The sequence below is a fragment of the Comamonas kerstersii genome, assembly GCF_008801935.1.
GTDB lineage: Bacteria > Pseudomonadota > Gammaproteobacteria > Burkholderiales > Burkholderiaceae_C > Comamonas > Comamonas kerstersii.
On record NZ_VZOT01000004.1, the window covers coordinates 147,202 to 164,279 of the forward strand.

Annotated in this window: 16 protein-coding genes; all 16 read left to right on the forward strand. The window is 59.3% G+C overall.

The annotated features are described in order from the left end of the window. The first annotated feature begins 132 nt into the window (after positions 1–132). The 16 genes from F7P80_RS08000 to mraY all read left to right on the forward strand — a co-directional run bounded on the left by F7P80_RS08000 (position 133) and on the right by mraY (position 17,077). Positions 133–702, forward strand: a complete 570-nt coding sequence (locus tag F7P80_RS08000; RefSeq protein ID WP_240183981.1) for a lipid-binding SYLF domain-containing protein — start codon at positions 133–135, stop codon at positions 700–702. A gap of 181 nt (positions 703–883) precedes the next feature. Continuing rightward, on the forward strand, positions 884–1,762 hold the full coding sequence (dapF, locus tag F7P80_RS08005; protein ID WP_151043842.1) for a diaminopimelate epimerase: 879 nt from the start codon (positions 884–886) through the stop codon (positions 1,760–1,762). Continuing rightward, entirely contained in the window at positions 1,759–2,463 is a 705-nt protein-coding gene (locus F7P80_RS08010) for a DUF484 family protein (RefSeq protein ID WP_054067508.1), read from the forward strand. The genes dapF and F7P80_RS08010 overlap by 4 nt, the downstream gene beginning before the upstream one ends. A gap of 10 nt (positions 2,464–2,473) precedes the next feature. Beyond that, complete coding sequence (locus F7P80_RS08015) at positions 2,474–3,412, forward strand: tyrosine recombinase XerC (protein WP_054067507.1); 939 nt, start codon at positions 2,474–2,476, stop codon at positions 3,410–3,412. 208 nt (positions 3,413–3,620) lie between these two features. After that, positions 3,621–4,718, forward strand: coding sequence for a CobW family GTP-binding protein (locus F7P80_RS08020; RefSeq protein WP_054067506.1), 1,098 nt, complete (start codon positions 3,621–3,623; stop codon positions 4,716–4,718). 173 nt (positions 4,719–4,891) lie between these two features. After that, on the forward strand, positions 4,892–5,593 hold the full coding sequence (gene dksA, locus F7P80_RS08025; RefSeq protein WP_151043845.1) for an RNA polymerase-binding protein DksA: 702 nt from the start codon (positions 4,892–4,894) through the stop codon (positions 5,591–5,593). Between the two features lie 42 nt (positions 5,594–5,635). Beyond that, positions 5,636–7,264, forward strand: a complete 1,629-nt coding sequence (locus tag F7P80_RS08030) for an STAS domain-containing protein (RefSeq protein ID WP_151043848.1) — start codon at positions 5,636–5,638, stop codon at positions 7,262–7,264. Between the two features lie 58 nt (positions 7,265–7,322). Then, on the forward strand, positions 7,323–7,868 hold the full coding sequence (gene hslV / locus F7P80_RS08035) for an ATP-dependent protease subunit HslV (protein WP_151043851.1): 546 nt from the start codon (positions 7,323–7,325) through the stop codon (positions 7,866–7,868). An 81-nt stretch (positions 7,869–7,949) separates the two neighbouring features. Continuing rightward, positions 7,950–9,266: an ATP-dependent protease ATPase subunit HslU gene (gene hslU, locus F7P80_RS08040; protein ID WP_054067503.1), complete on the forward strand. Its 1,317-nt coding sequence runs from the start codon at positions 7,950–7,952 to the stop codon at positions 9,264–9,266. A 319-nt stretch (positions 9,267–9,585) separates the two neighbouring features. Continuing rightward, positions 9,586–10,014 (forward strand): division/cell wall cluster transcriptional repressor MraZ, encoded by a 429-nt coding sequence (mraZ, locus tag F7P80_RS08045; RefSeq protein WP_054067502.1) that lies wholly within the window; start codon positions 9,586–9,588, stop codon positions 10,012–10,014. After that, a complete protein-coding gene (gene rsmH / locus F7P80_RS08050) occupies positions 9,989–10,957 on the forward strand; it encodes a 16S rRNA (cytosine(1402)-N(4))-methyltransferase RsmH (RefSeq protein ID WP_417034238.1) in 969 nt (322 codons plus the stop codon). Before mraZ ends, rsmH begins: the two co-directional genes overlap by 26 nt. A 37-nt stretch (positions 10,958–10,994) precedes the next feature. Then, on the forward strand, positions 10,995–11,276 hold the full coding sequence (gene ftsL / locus F7P80_RS08055; protein WP_054067559.1) for a cell division protein FtsL: 282 nt from the start codon (positions 10,995–10,997) through the stop codon (positions 11,274–11,276). Continuing rightward, entirely contained in the window at positions 11,273–13,015 is a 1,743-nt protein-coding gene (locus F7P80_RS08060; protein ID WP_054067500.1) for a peptidoglycan D,D-transpeptidase FtsI family protein, read from the forward strand. Before ftsL ends, F7P80_RS08060 begins: the two co-directional genes overlap by 4 nt. Continuing rightward, on the forward strand, positions 13,012–14,511 hold the full coding sequence (locus tag F7P80_RS08065) for a UDP-N-acetylmuramoyl-L-alanyl-D-glutamate--2,6-diaminopimelate ligase (RefSeq protein WP_211372005.1): 1,500 nt from the start codon (positions 13,012–13,014) through the stop codon (positions 14,509–14,511). Before F7P80_RS08060 ends, F7P80_RS08065 begins: the two co-directional genes overlap by 4 nt. Beyond that, entirely contained in the window at positions 14,511–15,908 is a 1,398-nt protein-coding gene (locus F7P80_RS08070; protein WP_151043860.1) for a UDP-N-acetylmuramoyl-tripeptide--D-alanyl-D-alanine ligase, read from the forward strand. The genes F7P80_RS08065 and F7P80_RS08070 overlap by 1 nt, the downstream gene beginning before the upstream one ends. Beyond that, positions 15,899–17,077 (forward strand): phospho-N-acetylmuramoyl-pentapeptide-transferase, encoded by a 1,179-nt coding sequence (mraY, locus tag F7P80_RS08075; RefSeq protein WP_054067497.1) that lies wholly within the window; start codon positions 15,899–15,901, stop codon positions 17,075–17,077. The genes F7P80_RS08070 and mraY overlap by 10 nt, the downstream gene beginning before the upstream one ends. The last annotated feature ends 1 nt before the right edge of the window (position 17,078 follow it).

Below are 17,078 nucleotides of genomic sequence, written 5' to 3' on the forward strand. Positions count from 1 at the left end.
GTTCGCTACTTGTGGCTGAAAAGCAGGAATGTGGCGCTTTCCGTCACCTGAGCCAGCAGGCATTGCGTATGCTTTCAATCATGGGTGTGCACTGCACACGTATGTCAAAAAGGGGTGTGAATGAAACAGTCTTTGCAAGCAAAAGTATGGGCCGCCAGCCTGGTGGCTGTGCTGGGTATGGTGGGCTGCTCCACCACGGGAACAACGCAGGGCCAGGGTGGAGCACCCAGCACGCGGGCGGAGCTGGAGGTGCAATCGACCGCAGCGCTCAACCGCCTGTACAAGGCCATGCCAGATACGCAGCAGCTGGTGGCCAAGTCCACCGGGGTCTTGATCTGCCCGGCGGTGATTGGTGGCAGCTTTGTCGTGGGTGCTGAATATGGTCAGTGCGTGCTGCGCTCTGGTGGCGCTACGCACGGTGTGTATCGGCTGATGGGCGCATCGGTGGGCTGGCAGGCTGGTGGCTTGTCCAAGTCCGTGATTTATGTGTTCACCACGCGCGACGCCTACCAGAACTTTGTGGACAGCGATGGCGTCTCCTTTGGTGCCGGGGTGAATGTGGCTGTGGGCCGTGCAGGGGTGAATGGCCGTATCGACACGGAAACGGCCATGGCCCCAGTCAGTGCCTATGTGCTCAACAACGTGGGGCTGGAAGCTGGCGCTTCGGTGCAGGGGCTGAAGTTCAGCAAGATTGCGCAGTAATCACAGACTGCCATGCTGAGACTGACCGGCTGCGGCCGGTCTTTTTCATGGTGCACAGTGCTGACAGGCAGATAATTCGCACCTGTCCCTGCCGCATGTTCCCACTGAACAGGTGCAAGCAGCAGGCTGACATATCTATCACTTTCGCGTGGCCATGGCCACGCATGGATCTCACTGCACCATGCACATTCGCTTCACCAAAATGCAGGGCGCGGGCAATGACTTTGTCGTGCTCGATGAAACACAAGGCCAGCTGGGCCTGACGCCAGCGCACTACCGTTTTCTGGCCGATCGCCACTTTGGCGTAGGTGCCGACCAGATTCTGACGGTGCGCCCTGCGCCAGCCGATGGCCTGGATTTTGAATATGTGATCCATAACGCCGATGGCGGTGAAGTCGAGCAGTGCGGCAATGGGGCACGCTGCTTTGCGCGCTACGTGTATGACAAAGGCTTGACCAGCAAGACCGAAATCCGTGTGCAGACCAAGGCCGGAGTGATTGCTCCACGGCTGACGGATGATGGCCGCGTGACCGTGAATATGGGCAGGCCTGTGCTGGATGCAGCCCAAGTGCCTTTTGATGTCAGCGGCCTGACGGCACGCCAGCAGTCCCATGCCCAGGTCTGGCCTCTGGCGTTACCTGCATCTGCTTGCGTTGCGCAGGTGGAGGTCGTGGCAGTTTCCATGGGTAATCCCCATGCCGTGCAATGGGTAGAGAACGTGGACACGGCGCCTGTTGCAGAGCTGGGCCCGCTGGTAGAGTTGCATCCGCGTTTTCCGCAGCGCGTGAATGCGGGTTTTGCACAGCAGCTATCTGCTTCGGAGATTCGACTGCGTGTGTATGAGCGTGGTGCCGGTGAAACCCTGGCGTGCGGGACAGGAGCCTGTGCTGCCGTGGTTGCCGGTATCCTCTTGGGGAAACTGGAGCACTGCGTGGACGTACACACGCGCGGTGGACGGTTGACCATTGAATGGTCAGGTGGGGCCCAAGATGCTGTCATGATGACGGGTCCGGCTACCACCGTGTTCGAAGGCCAGATTGAGATACCTGACGAGATATGAACAGCATCGACAACTCCGCTATCAATGAAGAGCGCATCGCTGAATACCTGCTGCAGCATCCCGAATTTTTTGAGCGCCATGCGGAAATGCTCACCCGTGTGCAGCTGAGCAGTGGTCATGGTAGCCGTGCCGTCAGCCTGCAGGAGCGCCAGGCTGAAATGCTGCGTGACAAGATCAAGGGGCTGGAGCAGCGCATCATGGAAATGGTGCGCAACAGCAGCGAGAACGCATCGATTGCACACAAGGTGCACCGCTGGAGCTGTGCGCTGGCACAGGTCAGCGATCCCCGCAATCTGCCCCATGCCATTGCAGAGGGCATCCAGCAGGAGTTTGATGTGCCCCAGGTAGGGATACGCGTCTGGGATGTGGCTGGCCCTTATGTGGGTTCGCTCTTCACCATGGGCGTGAGTGATGATGCGAAATCCTTTGCCACATCGCTGACCATGCCGTTCTGTGGTCCTAACCTAGGCTTTGAACCCACAGCCTGGCTGCCTAACCCCAGCGAAGTGCAGTCCATTGCCTTGCTGACACTGCGCGAAGGCAGCAACGACAGCCAGACCCCGGCCTTTGGTTTGCTGGTGCTGGGTTCACCAGATCCGCTGCGTTTCGATGCCACCATGGGCACGGAATTCCTCTCGCGCATTGCGGAACAGGCCAGCGCCGCGCTGGGCCGTTTGCGTGTAACAGCATCTGGCAACTGATCGCGCCACCATGCCAGCGGCTGCCGAGCTTGCTCCAGAACTGCAGCGCTATGTGCAGCATGTAAGCAGTGAGCGTAGGCTGGCAGCACGCACTGTCGCCATTTATACGGAAGGGCTGCAGCAGCTGCAGACCATGGCCCAGCAGGCAGGGCATGAGGTGCTGGCGCTGCAGTCAAATCATATTCGCCGTTTTGTGGCGGCACTGCATGCCAAAGGCCGACATGGACGCAGCATTGCGCTGTGGCTGTCGTGCTGGCGGGGTTTTTTCAGATGGGCTGCCTGGCAAGGGCTGGTGGCGCGTAACCCGGTAGAAGGGATTCGTGCCCCGAAAACCTCTAAACCCCTGCCCAAGGCGCTGGGGGTGGATGCCGCGGTGCAGCTCGCCTCTTTTTCCGATCCTCAAGCCGATCCCTGGGAAGAAGCGCGCGATGCAGCCATGACAGAGCTGCTCTACAGCAGCGGCCTGCGTGTCAGTGAGCTGGCGAATCTGGACGTTGAAGCAGGTGCTGGCCTGGGCTGGCTGGATCTGCAGGCGAGGCTGGTGCATGTCACCGGCAAGGGCGGCAAGCGCCGCAGCGTACCTGTGGGGACTGCTGCCAAGGCTGCCTTGCAACGCTGGCTGGATCTGCGTGCCAGTCGTTTTTCACCGCACTGGCAGGAAGCAGCCTTGTTTGTCGGTGTGCGCGGTGCACGTATGACACCGCAAGCGATCTGGAAAAGTCTGCGCCAGCGCAGCCAGCAGGCCGGGCTGACGCAGGCGGTGCATCCCCACGTGCTGCGGCACTCCTTTGCCAGCCATGTGCTGCAGTCCAGTGGCGATCTGCGCGCGGTGCAGGAGCTGCTGGGGCACGCCAACATCACGACCACCCAGATCTATACCCGGCTGGATTTCCAGCATCTGGCGCAGGCCTATGCCCAGGCACACCCCAGGGCACAGAAAAAATCTTGAGGGCTGCAGCACTTGCGAAGCCCACGAATGACGCCATGTTTAGCTGCTCAGGCAGCTTCGAGCATCTCCGGTAAAAGCCATATGCTTGGTGGGATGGCTACACTTGCTGCCTTCAACGCCGCCCTGACAGCGGCTCGCGTTGTGTTTTTTGACTAATTGGCAAGCTGCCTATTGGGTGGTTTGCATACTGCGACAAGGTTGTATTTCCATGGCACTCATTCCCGTCAGCATCCTTACCGGCTTCCTGGGCTCGGGCAAGACCACGCTGCTCAAGCGCGTGCTCAGCGAGTCGCACGGCATGAAGATTGCCGTGATCGAAAACGAGTTCGGTGAAGAAAATATTGATACCGACATTCTCAAGACCGAATCCAAAGAACAAATCCTGCAGATGAGCAATGGCTGCATCTGCTGCACCATCCGCGAAGACCTGCGCGAAGCTCTGCAGCTGCTGGCTGCCAAGCGCCGTAAAGGGCTGGTGGAGTTCGACCGCATCGTGATTGAAACCACGGGTCTGGCTGATCCTGGTCCTGTGGCTCAGACTTTCTTCATGGACGATGAGATCGCTGAGACCTACATGATCGATTCCATCCTGACGCTGGTGGATGCCAAGCATGCCAACCAGCAGCTGGATGACCGCCAGGAAGCGCGCCGCCAGGTTGGCTTTGCTGACCAGATCTTCCTGTCCAAGACCGATCTGGTGACTGAAGCTGAAAAAGATGCGCTGATTCATCGCCTCAAGCACATGAACCCACGTGCACCTATCAAGGCGGTGCATTTTGGCGAAGTGGCGCTGAATGAAGTGTTTGACCTGCGCGGCTTCAACCTGAACGCCAAGCTGGACATCGACCCTGACTTTCTCAAGGAAGACGAGCACGATCACAGCCATTGTGACCATGAGCATGGCCACTGCACGCATGACCACGACCACGAGCATCACCATGGTCATGACTGCGGCCACGATCACGAACATGGCGAACACTGCAGCCATCCTCACCACCATCACCACGACGATGATGTGAAGAGCTTTGTGTATCGTGCCGATCGTGCTTTCGATCCTGCCAAGCTGGAGGACTTTCTGGGTGCCATCGTCAATATCTATGGCCCCAAGATGCTGCGCTATAAAGGCGTGCTCGACATGAAGGGTACCAACCGCAAGGTGATTTTTCAGGGGGTCCACCAGTTGATGGGCAGTGACTTGGGCCCAGAATGGGCACCCGACGAGCAACGCCAGAGCAAGATGGTCTTTATTGGCATTGATCTGCCACAAGATATATTCCGCCAAGGTCTGGAGCAGTGCCTGGCCTGAGGGCTTACATTCCTCAGCCAGGGATTTATCCAGATAAGACTGTGCGTTATGTGCAACTACAGGGGCGTGAAGGTATCTGGTCGATACAATCGCGGCCCTGACAAGCGTCGGGCGCTCCTGTTCCATCGGGGCAGGGCTGCCCAGGCCATGCTAGTACTGTGAGGAGACAGGAAGTGACAGCAGTAGAAACCAGTAAGAAAAAAGCGACGACCAAAGCAGCTGCCAATGCCACAGAGCAGAAGGTCAAGGTTGCAGCCAAGAAGACTGCTGCCAAGTCCAGCGCTACTGCTGCCAAAACCACGGCGGGAGCCAAATCCCGCTCGGTTCCCAATGAATCCATCAAGGCTTCTGTTGCTGCTACTCACGCAACCTCAGCCGTTTCTGAAAAAACCATGCCAACGACTACTTCCTCTGTGATCCAACGTGATCCCAAGCTCGCCAACAACTGGAAAACCAAGCCTGTGGAAGCGCTGACTGACGCTGAAATCGTGGCCATGCCTGATGACGAGTACATGAACGATGTACAGCTGGCGTATTTCCGCGCCAAGCTGTCCAAGCTCAAGCAGGACATGCACCAGAACGCGGGTGAAACTGCTGAAAATCTGCGTGAAGACACTGTGGTGGTGCCTGATCCAGCAGACCGCGCGACCATCGAAGAAGAGCATGCGCTGGAGCTGCGTACGCGCGACCGCGAGCGCAAGCTGTTGAAAAAAATCGAGCAGGCTATTGCGCGTATTGATGCGGGCGAATATGGTTACTGCGACGAGACGGGCGAGCCCATCGGCGTGCCCCGTCTGCTGGCTCGCCCCACAGCTACGTTGTCGCTGGAAGCACAGCAGCGTCGTGAGCTCAAACAGAAAATGTTTGGTGACTAAATCTTCTGCCGTGCCTGATGCACGGCTTTGAACTATTTGCCCATGCACCCAGATAGCAGCAAATCAGGCGGTTTTTTCAGCAAAGTCATGCATCTGATGCGCAGCAAGGCTGGCACGGATACTCCGTCGGATGCAGACCATCTGGGTGTTTTGGAAACTTCGCAGGAAGTGCGTGAGCGCAGGCGTCGCAATGAAGCCATTCGCCGCCAGGAATTTGCGCAGTTGCGTGCGCTGCGACAAAACGGTGCCGAAGGTGCAGCGCTGACACCAGCGCACCAGCGCGATGAAGTCCTGCAGTCCGTTCTGGGACAGGAAACGCGCACTGCGGAAACCCTGCAAAAAATCGATGCCATCGAGGCACAGATGTCTGACCAATGGTGGCGTCAGCGGCCTGCATCAGCCGATAAGGCTACGACGACGGCTTTTCAGGGAAGTGAATGCAGCGCATCAACCACTGCCGAAAAGCTTCCTGCAGGTGCAGCAGCCACTGCGGTGAGCACCGATGCCGCTGCAGCCCAGATGCAGTCTGTCGAAGCCCCGCAGCCTGCGTCTGCTGCAGATACTGCGCTTACACCGGTGTTGCGCTCCTTTGTTCCTCACCCTGATGTGGAGGAGGCCGCCATCTTGTTTGCCCATGGCGATATGGATGGTGCACGCACGTGTCTGCTGGAGCAGCTGCTGCAAGCGCTCAATAACTCACCTGTAGACGACGGCAAGGTCGCAGTCCTGTGGCATGCCGCGCTGGACCTGTGTCGGGCGACTGGTGATGAAGAAGCCTTTGAGTCGCTGGCGATTGACTATGCCGAGCACTTTGGTCGTTCTGCGCCGCTGTGGGTGTCCATTCCTGAACGTCTGGGTCTGCCTGCCCTGTGTGGTGCGATGCGGCCTGTGGTGAACAAGCGTCAGTTTCAATGGTCTGCCGCAAGCGTGCTCACGGTCAGCAGTGTGGCTGCGCTGCGAGCATCCAAGGAAGGGGCACAGCAGCCCTGGCACCTTTCCTGGACGCGCCTGACGGAGATCGAAGCCGCAGCGCTTGCGCCGCTGGCGGATCTGCTGCAGGAGTGGGCAGACAGTGCGGGCCAGTTCGTTTTCTCAGATGCCGCCAAGCTGCTGCAGGTGCTGGAGCAGCACACGCTGGTATCTGATGCCAGTCAGCGCATGGAGTGGTGGACGCTGCGCATGGCGCTGCTGCGGCTGATGGGGCGCATGGAAGCTTACGAGCAGGTGGCGCTGGATTACTGCATCACCTACGAGGTGTCACCGCCATCCTGGGTGGAGCCTCAGTGCCATTGCGTGGTCCAGGAAGAGGGCGAGGCCGATGTCTCGCTGCTGCATGACGCATCGCAACACACGGGGGCTGCTCAGGAAGGTGGCGCGGTGCCCGTGGTCATTGACCGCAGCCAGGGGCTGGCGGGGGTGATCGAGGGCGATCTGCAGGAATGGCTGGATTTGCTGGGGCAGCAGGCACAGCCCGGGCAAGTGCTGGATGTGTCGTGCGACAACCTGATCCGGCTGGATTTTGTGGCGGCCAGCTGCGTGCTCAACTGGGCTGCGGAGATGCAGAGCAAGGGCGTGCAGCTGCGCTTTAGCCGCCTGCACCAGCTGATGGCGGCGTTTTTCCATGTCATGGGGGTGCATGAGCACGCCACCGTGCAGGCCACGCTGGCCTGAAAAAATCTTCAAAAAAAGCGCTTGCATTGATGGCAAGTGTCCCCATCTGAAGCGACCTATGGAACAGTATCACGGCACAACCATCATCAGCGTGCGTCGCCAGACGCCCGAAGGCATTCAGGTCGCTATTGGCGGCGACGGGCAAGTGACCCTGGGGCACATCGTGGTTAAGGGCAGCGCACGCAAGGTGCGCAAGCTCTACCACGGCAAGGTGCTGGCAGGTTTTGCCGGAGCTACGGCAGACGCATTTACCTTGTTCGAGCGCTTTGAGGCCAAGCTGGAAAAACACCAGGGCCATCTCACACGTGCAGCGATTGAGCTGACCAAGGAATGGCGCACCGACCGCGTGCTGCGCAAGCTGGAAGCCATGCTGGCCGTGGCCGATCACAGCGCTTCACTCATCATCACCGGCAACGGCGATGTGCTCGAGCCCGAGCAGGGCATTGTGGCCATCGGCTCCGGTGGTGCGTATGCCCACTCCGCTGCCAAGGCCCTGCTGAACAACACCGAGCTGCCAGCGGAGGTCATCGTCAAAAAATCTCTGGAGATTGCGGGCGAGTTGTGCATCTACACCAATATGAACCACACCATCGAGACGCTGTAAGCGGCTTGGTGATCTCTGAATTGATAGCTGCTAGCGCTTTCTGCATAAGCGCTAGAGCCTGATTTGACTAATATTTTGCTTATGTCTTCCATGACGCCCCAAGAGATCGTTTCCGAACTCGATCGCCACATCGTGGGTCAGCCTGCTGCCAAGCGCGCGGTGGCGATTGCGCTGCGCAACCGCTGGCGTCGCCAGCAGGTCGCAGAAGGCCTGCGCCAGGAAATCACACCCAAGAACATTCTCATGATTGGCCCCACCGGTGTGGGCAAGACTGAGATTGCACGCCGTCTCGCACGTCTGGCGGATGCGCCCTTTATCAAGGTCGAAGCCACCAAGTTCACGGAAGTGGGCTATGTGGGCAAGGATGTGGACGCCATCATCCGTGATCTGGCGGAAATCGCCGTCAAGCAGGCGCGAGAGACCGAGATGAAGAAGCAGCGCATGCGCGCCGAAGATGCGGCCGAAGACCGCATCCTCGATGTATTGCTGCCACCTGCACGCACGGGTGAAGCCCCCGAAGAGACAGGCACGCGCCAGATCTTCCGCAAGAAGCTGCGTGAAGGCCAGCTGGACGACAAGGAAATCGAAATCGAGCTGGTGGATAGCAAGCCACAGCTGGAAATTCTTGGACCCCAGGGTATGGAAGAGATGGCCGAGCAGCTGCGCGGCATGTTCAGCCAGATGGGGCAGGAGCGTCGCAAGACACGCAAGCTCAAGATCAAGGATGCGCTCAAGCAGCTGATCGATGAGGAAGCCGCCAAGCTGGTCAATGAGGAAGAGACCAAGACGCGCGCACTGGCCAATCTGGAGCAAAACGGCATTGTCTTTATCGATGAGATTGACAAAGTCGCTACGCGTCAGGAAACCAGTGGCTCGGATGTCTCGCGCCAGGGCGTGCAGCGCGACCTGCTGCCGCTGGTGGAGGGCACGACCGTCTCGACCAAGTACGGCATGGTCAAGACCGACCACATCCTGTTCATCGCCTCGGGAGCTTTTCACCTGTCCAAGCCCAGCGATCTGATTCCTGAGCTGCAGGGGCGCTTCCCTATTCGTGTGGAGCTGGATTCCCTGTCGGTGCAGGACTTTGAGGCCATCCTCACGCAAACCCATGCATCGCTGGTCAAGCAGTACCAGGCACTGCTGGAAACTGAAGGCGTGAAGCTGGAATTCACGCCTGAGGGCATCACACGTCTGGCCTACACGGCCTACACCGTCAATGAACGCACGGAAAACATTGGTGCGCGCCGCCTGGCAACGGTGATGGAGCGTCTGCTCGATGAAGTGAGCTTTGACGCCGTGAAGCTGGCAGGTCAGACCGTGACCATTGACGCCGCCTATGTGGATGCCCGTCTGCAGATGCTGAGCCAGGACGAAGACCTGTCCCGATACATTCTGTAAACCGCAAAAACTTGCACGTCCCCCTTGCCGATGTCATGTCGGCAAGGGGGATTTGTTTTGCAAAAGAATGCCAAAAGTGTGTAGGACGGTAACGTTTCTTTGAATTTGTCTAAGCATTTGAATTCAAAGGGAATTTTTCGTTTTATGGGTGTTTTTGTCTGCTAAGCCATTGATTTCATTGCAAACCTTTGTGTTTCCTCTAGTGGTGGAGCACAAATTTGCTGCTACAGTGCAAAAAAGTGCAATTAAGTGGTGAAAGTTGCCTAAAGCGTCCTGCGCAGGATGTCCAAGGCCCAAGCGAACGGGGTGTTAACCAATCGTGTTTCAAGGGGCTTCGTCATTGAATCTCGATGGAAAGGGGCGGTTGTCCATACCGACCCGGCATCGTGACGCCCTCATTTCGCAAGCGCAAGGTCAAGTCACTATCACCAAGCATCCGCACGGCTGCCTGATGCTTTTCCCCCGTCCTGAATGGTTGTTGTTTCGTGAACGTATCGGTCAGCTGCCGATGTCTGCGCAATGGTGGAAACGTATTTTTCTGGGCAATGCCATGGATGTGGAGATGGATGGCACGGGGCGCGTGTTGATCTCTCCGGAGCTGCGCAAGGCCGTGAACTTGAGTCGCGAAGTGATTTTGCTCGGCATGGGCAACCATTTTGAGCTCTGGGACCAAGCCACTTATGAAGCCAATGAGGCAGAGGCCATGCAGGCCCCCATGCCCGATGTATTCCAGGATTTCGCTTTTTAAAAAAGGATCAGCGTTGAACCCGCAGCCTCTCCAACACATAACCGTTTTGCTGCATGAGGCCGTCGATGCCTTGCTGGGTGGAGCTGTGTCTGCTGCCAACGGCACCTACGTGGATGGAACGTTTGGCCGGGGTGGTCACTCGCGCCTGATTTTGTCCAGGCTCAGCCCGCAGGGACGCCTGATAGCTTTCGACAAGGATCCCTTGGCGATTGCAGAAGCCGGGCGTATTGAAGACGCCCGTTTTTCTATTCGCCACGAGGGTTTTCGGCACATGGGCGAGCTGCCTGCAGCCAGTGTCGATGGCATTTTGATGGACCTGGGCGTCAGCTCGCCGCAGATTGACCAGGCCGACCGCGGTTTCAGTTTCCGCTTTGAAGGTCCGCTGGACATGCGCATGGACACAACGCGCGGTATGAGTGTGGCCCAGTGGCTGGCTGAAGCCGAGGTGCAGCAGATCACTGACGTGATTCGCGACTATGGCGAAGAGCGCATGGCCTACCCGATTGCCAAAGCCATCGTGGCGCATCGCGAGGCCCATGGTCCGCTGCAGACCACGACCGAGCTGTCCAATCTGGTCGGCAAGATTGTGAAAAGCCGTGACGGACAGAACCCGGCTACCCGTACCTTTCAGGCGCTGCGCATTTTCATCAATGCGGAGCTGGTGGAGCTTGAAGAAGCGCTGCAGGCCAGCCTGCGCGTGCTCAAGCCAGGTGGGCGTCTGGCAGTGATCAGTTTCCACTCGCTGGAAGACCGCATCGTCAAGCAGTTCATTGCGGATCACTCCAAGGAGGTCTTTGACCGCCGTGCGCCATTTGCGGCGCCCAAGCCCATGCACCTGAAGGCGCTGGAGCGTATCAAGCCCAGCAAGGCCGAGGTCGAGGCCAACCCGCGCTCACGCAGTGCCGTGATGCGTGTGGCTGAGCGTACCGAGGTGCCTGTATGAGCAAGCTGGTCTGTTCATGCATGTCAAGGGGGAGGTCATGCTTCGCCTGAACTTCCTGCTGTTGCTTGCCGTCATGCTGAGTGCTCTGTACCTGGTGCAGACCCAGTATGAATCACGTCGCCTGTTTACTGCATTGCACCAGGCGACGAATGAGGCACGCAATCTGGAAACGGAGTATCAGCGACTGCAGGTGGAGCTGCGCGCACAGTCTGCGCCTTCGCGGATTGAGTCCATGGCAGCCGCTCAGGGCATGCAGAGTGCATCGCCTGCCATCACGCACTATGTGCATGATGTGCAGCAAGAGGGAGGTGCGCAGTGAGGCGCGGCCTGAACTACACCTCCAGCCCCTTGCTGGCCAGCAAGACACCTGCATGGCGTAGCAAATTTGTCATGGCCTGTCTGGTGCTGGCTTTTACGGGGCTGGCCGCACGAGCCGCCTGGGTGCAGGTGATCGACAATGACTTTTTCCTGCGTCAGGGAGAGGTGCGCTTTGCGCGTACGCTGGAGTTGTCTGCCAACCGCGGCCGCATTCTGGACCGCAATGGCCTGATTCTGGCCTCCAGCGTGCCAGCGGCCAGCATCTGGGCCATTCCCGAAGATGTGGAAAAGAACACGCCGGAAGATCTGGCCAAGCTGCCTCAACTGGCCAAGCTGATGGACATGCCGCTCGATCAGCTCAAGAAAAAGCTGTCGGAAGACAAGAGCTTTGTCTGGGTCAAGCGCCAGCTGGACTGGGAAGTCGGTCAGAAGATCAAGGAACTGGGGATCAAGGGTGTCTACCAGTCACGCGAGTACAAGCGCCAGTATCCCGAAGGTGAAGCTGCCGCCCACATCGTGGGTTTTACCAATGTGGAAGACAAAGGCCAGGAAGGCATGGAGCTGGCTTTTGAGAACGATCTGGCGGGCCGCAAAGGTTCACGCCGCGTGATCAAGGATCGTCTGGGGCGTGTGGTCGAAGGCGTGGGGGAAGAAATCCCGCCCATCGATGGCCGTGACATTCAGCTGTCGATCGACAGCAAGATTCAGTTCTTTGCCTACCAGAAGCTCAAGGAGCAGGTGATTGCACACAAGGCCGTAGGCGGCAGTGTGGTGGTCATGGATGCCAAGACTGGTGAGTTGCTGGCACTGGCCAATTATCCGAGCTTTGACCCGGCTAACCGCAAGCGCCTGACCGGTGAGCAGCTGCGCAACCGTGCCATTACCGATGTGTTCGAGCCTGGCTCGATCATGAAACCTATTACCGTGGGCATCGCACTGGAGAGCGGCAAGTTCAGACCAAGTTCGGTGATTGACACCACACCAGGTCGCATCAATGTGACCGGTTCTGTCATTTCCGACACGCGCAACTATGGTGTATTGACGGTGGAGGGCGTGATCCAGAAGTCTTCCAACGTGGGTACGACCAAGATTGCCCAGCAGCTGAGTGCCCAGGAAATGTGGGAAACCTTCTCTGCGGTGGGCTTTGGCCAGAAGCCGCAGATTTCCTTCCCTGGTGCTGCCAGTGGCCGTCTGCGCCCCCACAAGACCTGGCGACCTGTGGAACAGGCCACCATGTCCTATGGCTATGGACTCTCAGCCAGCTTGGTGCAGATGGTGCGTGCCTATACCGTGTTCTCCAATGGTGGCAAGGTGATACCTGCCACCATGCTCAAGCTCGACAGGCCTCCTGTGGGCGTTCCCGTGTTTTCGGAGCGTACTGCCGAGCAGGTGCGCAAGATGCTGGCGTTGGCGACAGGTCCAGGTGGTACAGGCCAGCGGGCGCAAACCGTGGGCTATTCCGTCGGTGGCAAGTCGGGTACAGCACGCAAGCAGGTGGGCAAAAGCTATGCCGCAGGAAAATACCGGGCTTGGTTTGCTGGCATGGCGCCGATTGAGAATCCGCGCGTAATTGTGGCGGTCATGGTCGATGAGCCTAGCAACGGCACTTATTACGGTGGAGCTGTGGCAGCCCCCGTGTTCAGTACCGTCGTGCAGCACAGCTTACGGCTGTTGGGGGTCGCGCCTGACATGGCAGTGCAACCACAAATCGTGGCCGACCCCGTGGAGGAATCGCTGTGAGCAGCGCAATCAAGCAAATTCAAGACCTGCAGCAGGCAGTGGCGTGGCTGCGCGCCCGTGTGAGCGGTCATTTACGCACCGACAGCCGTCAGGTGCAGCCCGGCGATGGTTTTATTGCATGGCCAGGTGGTGTCACCGATGGCCGCAAATATGTGGCAGCAGCGCTGGAGCGCGGCGCAGCAGCTTGCCTGGTCGAGCAGGATGGCCTGCAAGCCTTTGACCTGCAGGGGCCTGTGGCCAGTATGACGGGTCTGAAGGCGGCGACCGCCCTGATTGCGGATGCCTGGTATGGCCAGCCCTCGGGCCAGCTGCAGGTGCTGGCGGTGACTGGTACCAATGGCAAGACGTCGACAGCCTGGTGGCTGGCGCATGCGCTGGCGCAGTACCAGCACGGCGTGCGCAAGGGCTGCGCCATGGTCGGTACGCTGGGGGTTGGTGTGCCACCTGCGGTACAGACCACCGGCATGACCACGCCAGACCCCGTGTGCCTGCAGCAGGCTTTTGCCGACTATGCAGCCCAAGGCATTGCTGCCTGTGCCATCGAAGCTTCTTCGATCGGCATTGAGGAGCATCGCCTGGATGGCACGCAAATCCACGCCGCCATCTTCACCAATTTCACCCAGGATCACCTGGACTACCACGGCAGCATGGATGCCTACTGGCAGGCCAAGGCCAGGCTGTTTGCATGGCCGGGTCTGAAAGCCGCCGTCATCAATATCGATGATGCACATGGCGCAGCACTGGCTCAGGACTTGATGGCTCAGGGTCAGCTGGATGTCTGGACGGTGGCTGTCGATGCACCAGCCCGTCTGCAAGCCAAAGATGTACGCCATGGCCTGCGCGGCCTGCGCTTTGAAGTGCAGGAGGGCGAACAGGTCTTCACCATGGAAACCGGTCTGATCGGCCAGTACAACGTCAGCAACATGCTGGGTGTGCTGGCCACGCTGCGTACGCTGGGCATCGGCCTGGTGGATGCAGTGCAGATCTGTGCCGATCTGGAGCCTGTTCCGGGCCGCATGCAGCAGATTGCCCTGCCCGAGCAACCGCTGGTGGTGGTGGACTATGCGCATACGCCCGATGCGCTGGAGCAGGCCCTCAAAGGCCTGCAACCTGTGGCCAGGGCGCGTGGCGGCCAGCTGCACTGTGTGTTTGGCTGCGGAGGTAACCGCGACGCGACCAAGCGCCCCCTGATGGGCCTGGCTGCACAGCGTCAGGCTGACGTGGTCTGGGTGACCAGCGACAACCCCCGTGGTGAAGTACCCGATGCCATTGTGCAGGACATTGTGCAGGGCATGCAGCTGCAAGGCGTGCATGTGCAGGTGGATCGCACACAGGCCATTACGCAGGCCATTGCCCAGGCGGATGCCCACGATGTGGTGCTGCTGGCGGGTAAGGGGCATGAGGACTACCAGGAAATCCAGGGTGTGAAGTACCCGTTTTCCGATATGGACAAGGCGCGCGGAGCATTGGCTTTGCGCAAAGGAAGTAGCAAGTGATGATGAATTTGCAACAGGCTCTGGCGTGGATTGCCACCTTCCAGCCGCAGGCGCGGCTGGTGGGTGATGCCGCCACGGCGCTGCTGCGCGTGCATACCGACAGCCGCACGCTGCAGGCCGGAGACCTGTTTGTGGCGCTCAAAGGCGAGCGCATGGATGCGAATGACTTTTTGCCTCAGGTCAAAAGCCAGGGATTGGCTGCCGCTGCCATTGCGCATGGCGGGCTGGAGGCGCTGGGCCTGGCGGGCATTGAGGTGCCAGACACCACGGTAGCCCTGGGCGCGCTGGCGGCAGGCTGGCGCAGCCAGTTTGCGCTGCCCCTGATTGCCGTGACCGGCAGCAATGGCAAGACTACGGTCACGCAGATGATGGCCAGCATTTTGCGTGCCCACGCAGGCGATGCCGCACTGGCCACCCAGGGTAACTTCAACAACGCCATTGGTGTGCCGCTGACCCTGTTTCGCATGACGGCGCAGCACCGCATTGGCGTGGTGGAGCTGGGCATGAACCACCCCGGCGAGATTGACCATCTGGCTCGGATCACACAGCCTACCGTGGCACTGGTGAACAACGCCCAGCGTGAGCACCAGGAGTTCATGCACACCGTGGAAGCTGTGGCGCGTGAAAACGCCAGCGTGTTTGCCCACCTGCCTGCGGATGGCGTGGCCGTATTCCCGGCAGATGATGCTTTCACTCCTTTGTGGCGCGAGCTGGCAGCGGGTCGCGAGTGCATGTGCTTTGGTGCTGCAGATGCCGATGTGCAGGCCACCTCTGCCGCCTGGGCAGACAGCGCCTGGCAGGTGCAGGTGCGCACGCCACAGGGCAGTTTTGACTGTGCGCTGCATATTGCAGGCCAGCACAACGTGCGCAATGCACTGGCTGCAACGGCCTGTGCGCTGGCCGCGGGTGTGCCGCTGGCAGCGATTGCTGCGGGACTGAGCGCCTTTGAACCTGTCAAGGGTCGTTCACGCTCCACAGCTGTGCACTGCGCAGGCCGTCGCATTGATGTGGTGGACGACACCTACAACGCCAATCCTGACTCCATGCAGGCCGCGATTGCGGTGCTGGCTGAGCTGTCTGCACCGCGCCTGCTGGTGCTGGGTGACATGGGCGAGGTGGGTGATCAAGGCCCAGCCTTCCACGCCGAAGTGGGCGCCAGCGCCCGTCAGGCCGGTATTGAGCATCTGATGACCATTGGCACGCTGATGCAGCATGCCGTGGATGCCTATGGCGCAGGTGCTGAGCATTTTGAGGACATGGCTGCGCTGATTGCGGCTGTGCAGCAGCGGGTGGGGCAGGTTGGCGCAGTGCTGGTCAAGGGCTCCCGGAGCATGAAGATGGAACAAGTGGTGCAAGCCCTGGAAAACGCTTGCAGTAAGGAGGCAGGATGCTGCTGATTTTGGCTGGATGGTTGCAGTCCCTGTCGCCAGACTTGAGTTTTTTGCGCGTGGTGCAGTACATCACGTTCCGTGCCGTGGCTGCGGCTTTGACCGCGCTGACCATTGGTCTGTGGGTGGGCCCCAAGGCCATTCGCATGCTGACTGCACTGAAGATGGGTCAACCCGTGCGTGGCTACGCCATGCAGACCCACCTGGTCAAGAACGGCACCCCCACCATGGGCGGTGTGCTGATTCTGTTTGCCATTGCCGTGTCTACGCTGCTGTGGTTTGACCTGAGCAACCGCTTTGTCTGGATTGTGCTGCTGGTCACGCTGGGTTTTGGTGCGATTGGCTGGGTGGACGACTGGCGCAAGGTGGTCAACAAAGACCCCGAAGGCATGCGTTCGCGCGAGAAGTATTTCTGGCAGTCGGTCATTGGTGTGATTGCTTCGGTGGCGCTGGTGTTCAGCATTTCCGAAAACTCCAATGCACGTGCGTTTGAGCTGTTTGTGACCTGGGTGCAGTCGGGCTTTTCGATGGACTTGCCGCCCCAGGCAGGCCTGCAGGTGCCGTTCTTCAAGGAAGTCAGCTACCCGCTGGGCGTGCTGGGCTTTGTGATCCTGACGTATCTGGTCATCGTGGGTGCCAGCAATGCCGTGAACCTGACCGATGGCCTCGATGGTCTGGCCATCATGCCCGTGATCATGGTGGGCACAGCCCTGGGCATTTTTGCCTATGTGACGGGCAACGCACAGTACGCACGCTATCTGCATTTCCCGAGCATCCCCGGCACGGGCGAGCTGATGATTTTCTGCGGTGCCATGGCGGGGGCTGGCTTGGCTTTCCTGTGGTTCAACGCCCACCCTGCACAAATCTTCATGGGTGATGTGGGGGCACTGGCACTGGGCGGTGCGCTGGGCACGATCGCCGTGATCGTGCGCCAGGAAATTGTGCTGGCCATCATGGGCGGCATCTTTGTGGCCGAAGCCGTGTCCGTGATGCTGCAGGTCGTGTGGTTCAAGTACACCAAGAAGCGTTACGGCGAAGGCCGACGCCTGCTGAAGATGGCGCCGCTGCACCACCACTTTGAAAAGAGTGGCTGGAAGGAAACGCAGGTCGTGATCCGCTTCTGGATCATCACCATGCTGCTGTGTCTGATTGGCCTGTCCACCCTGAAGCTGAGGTAAG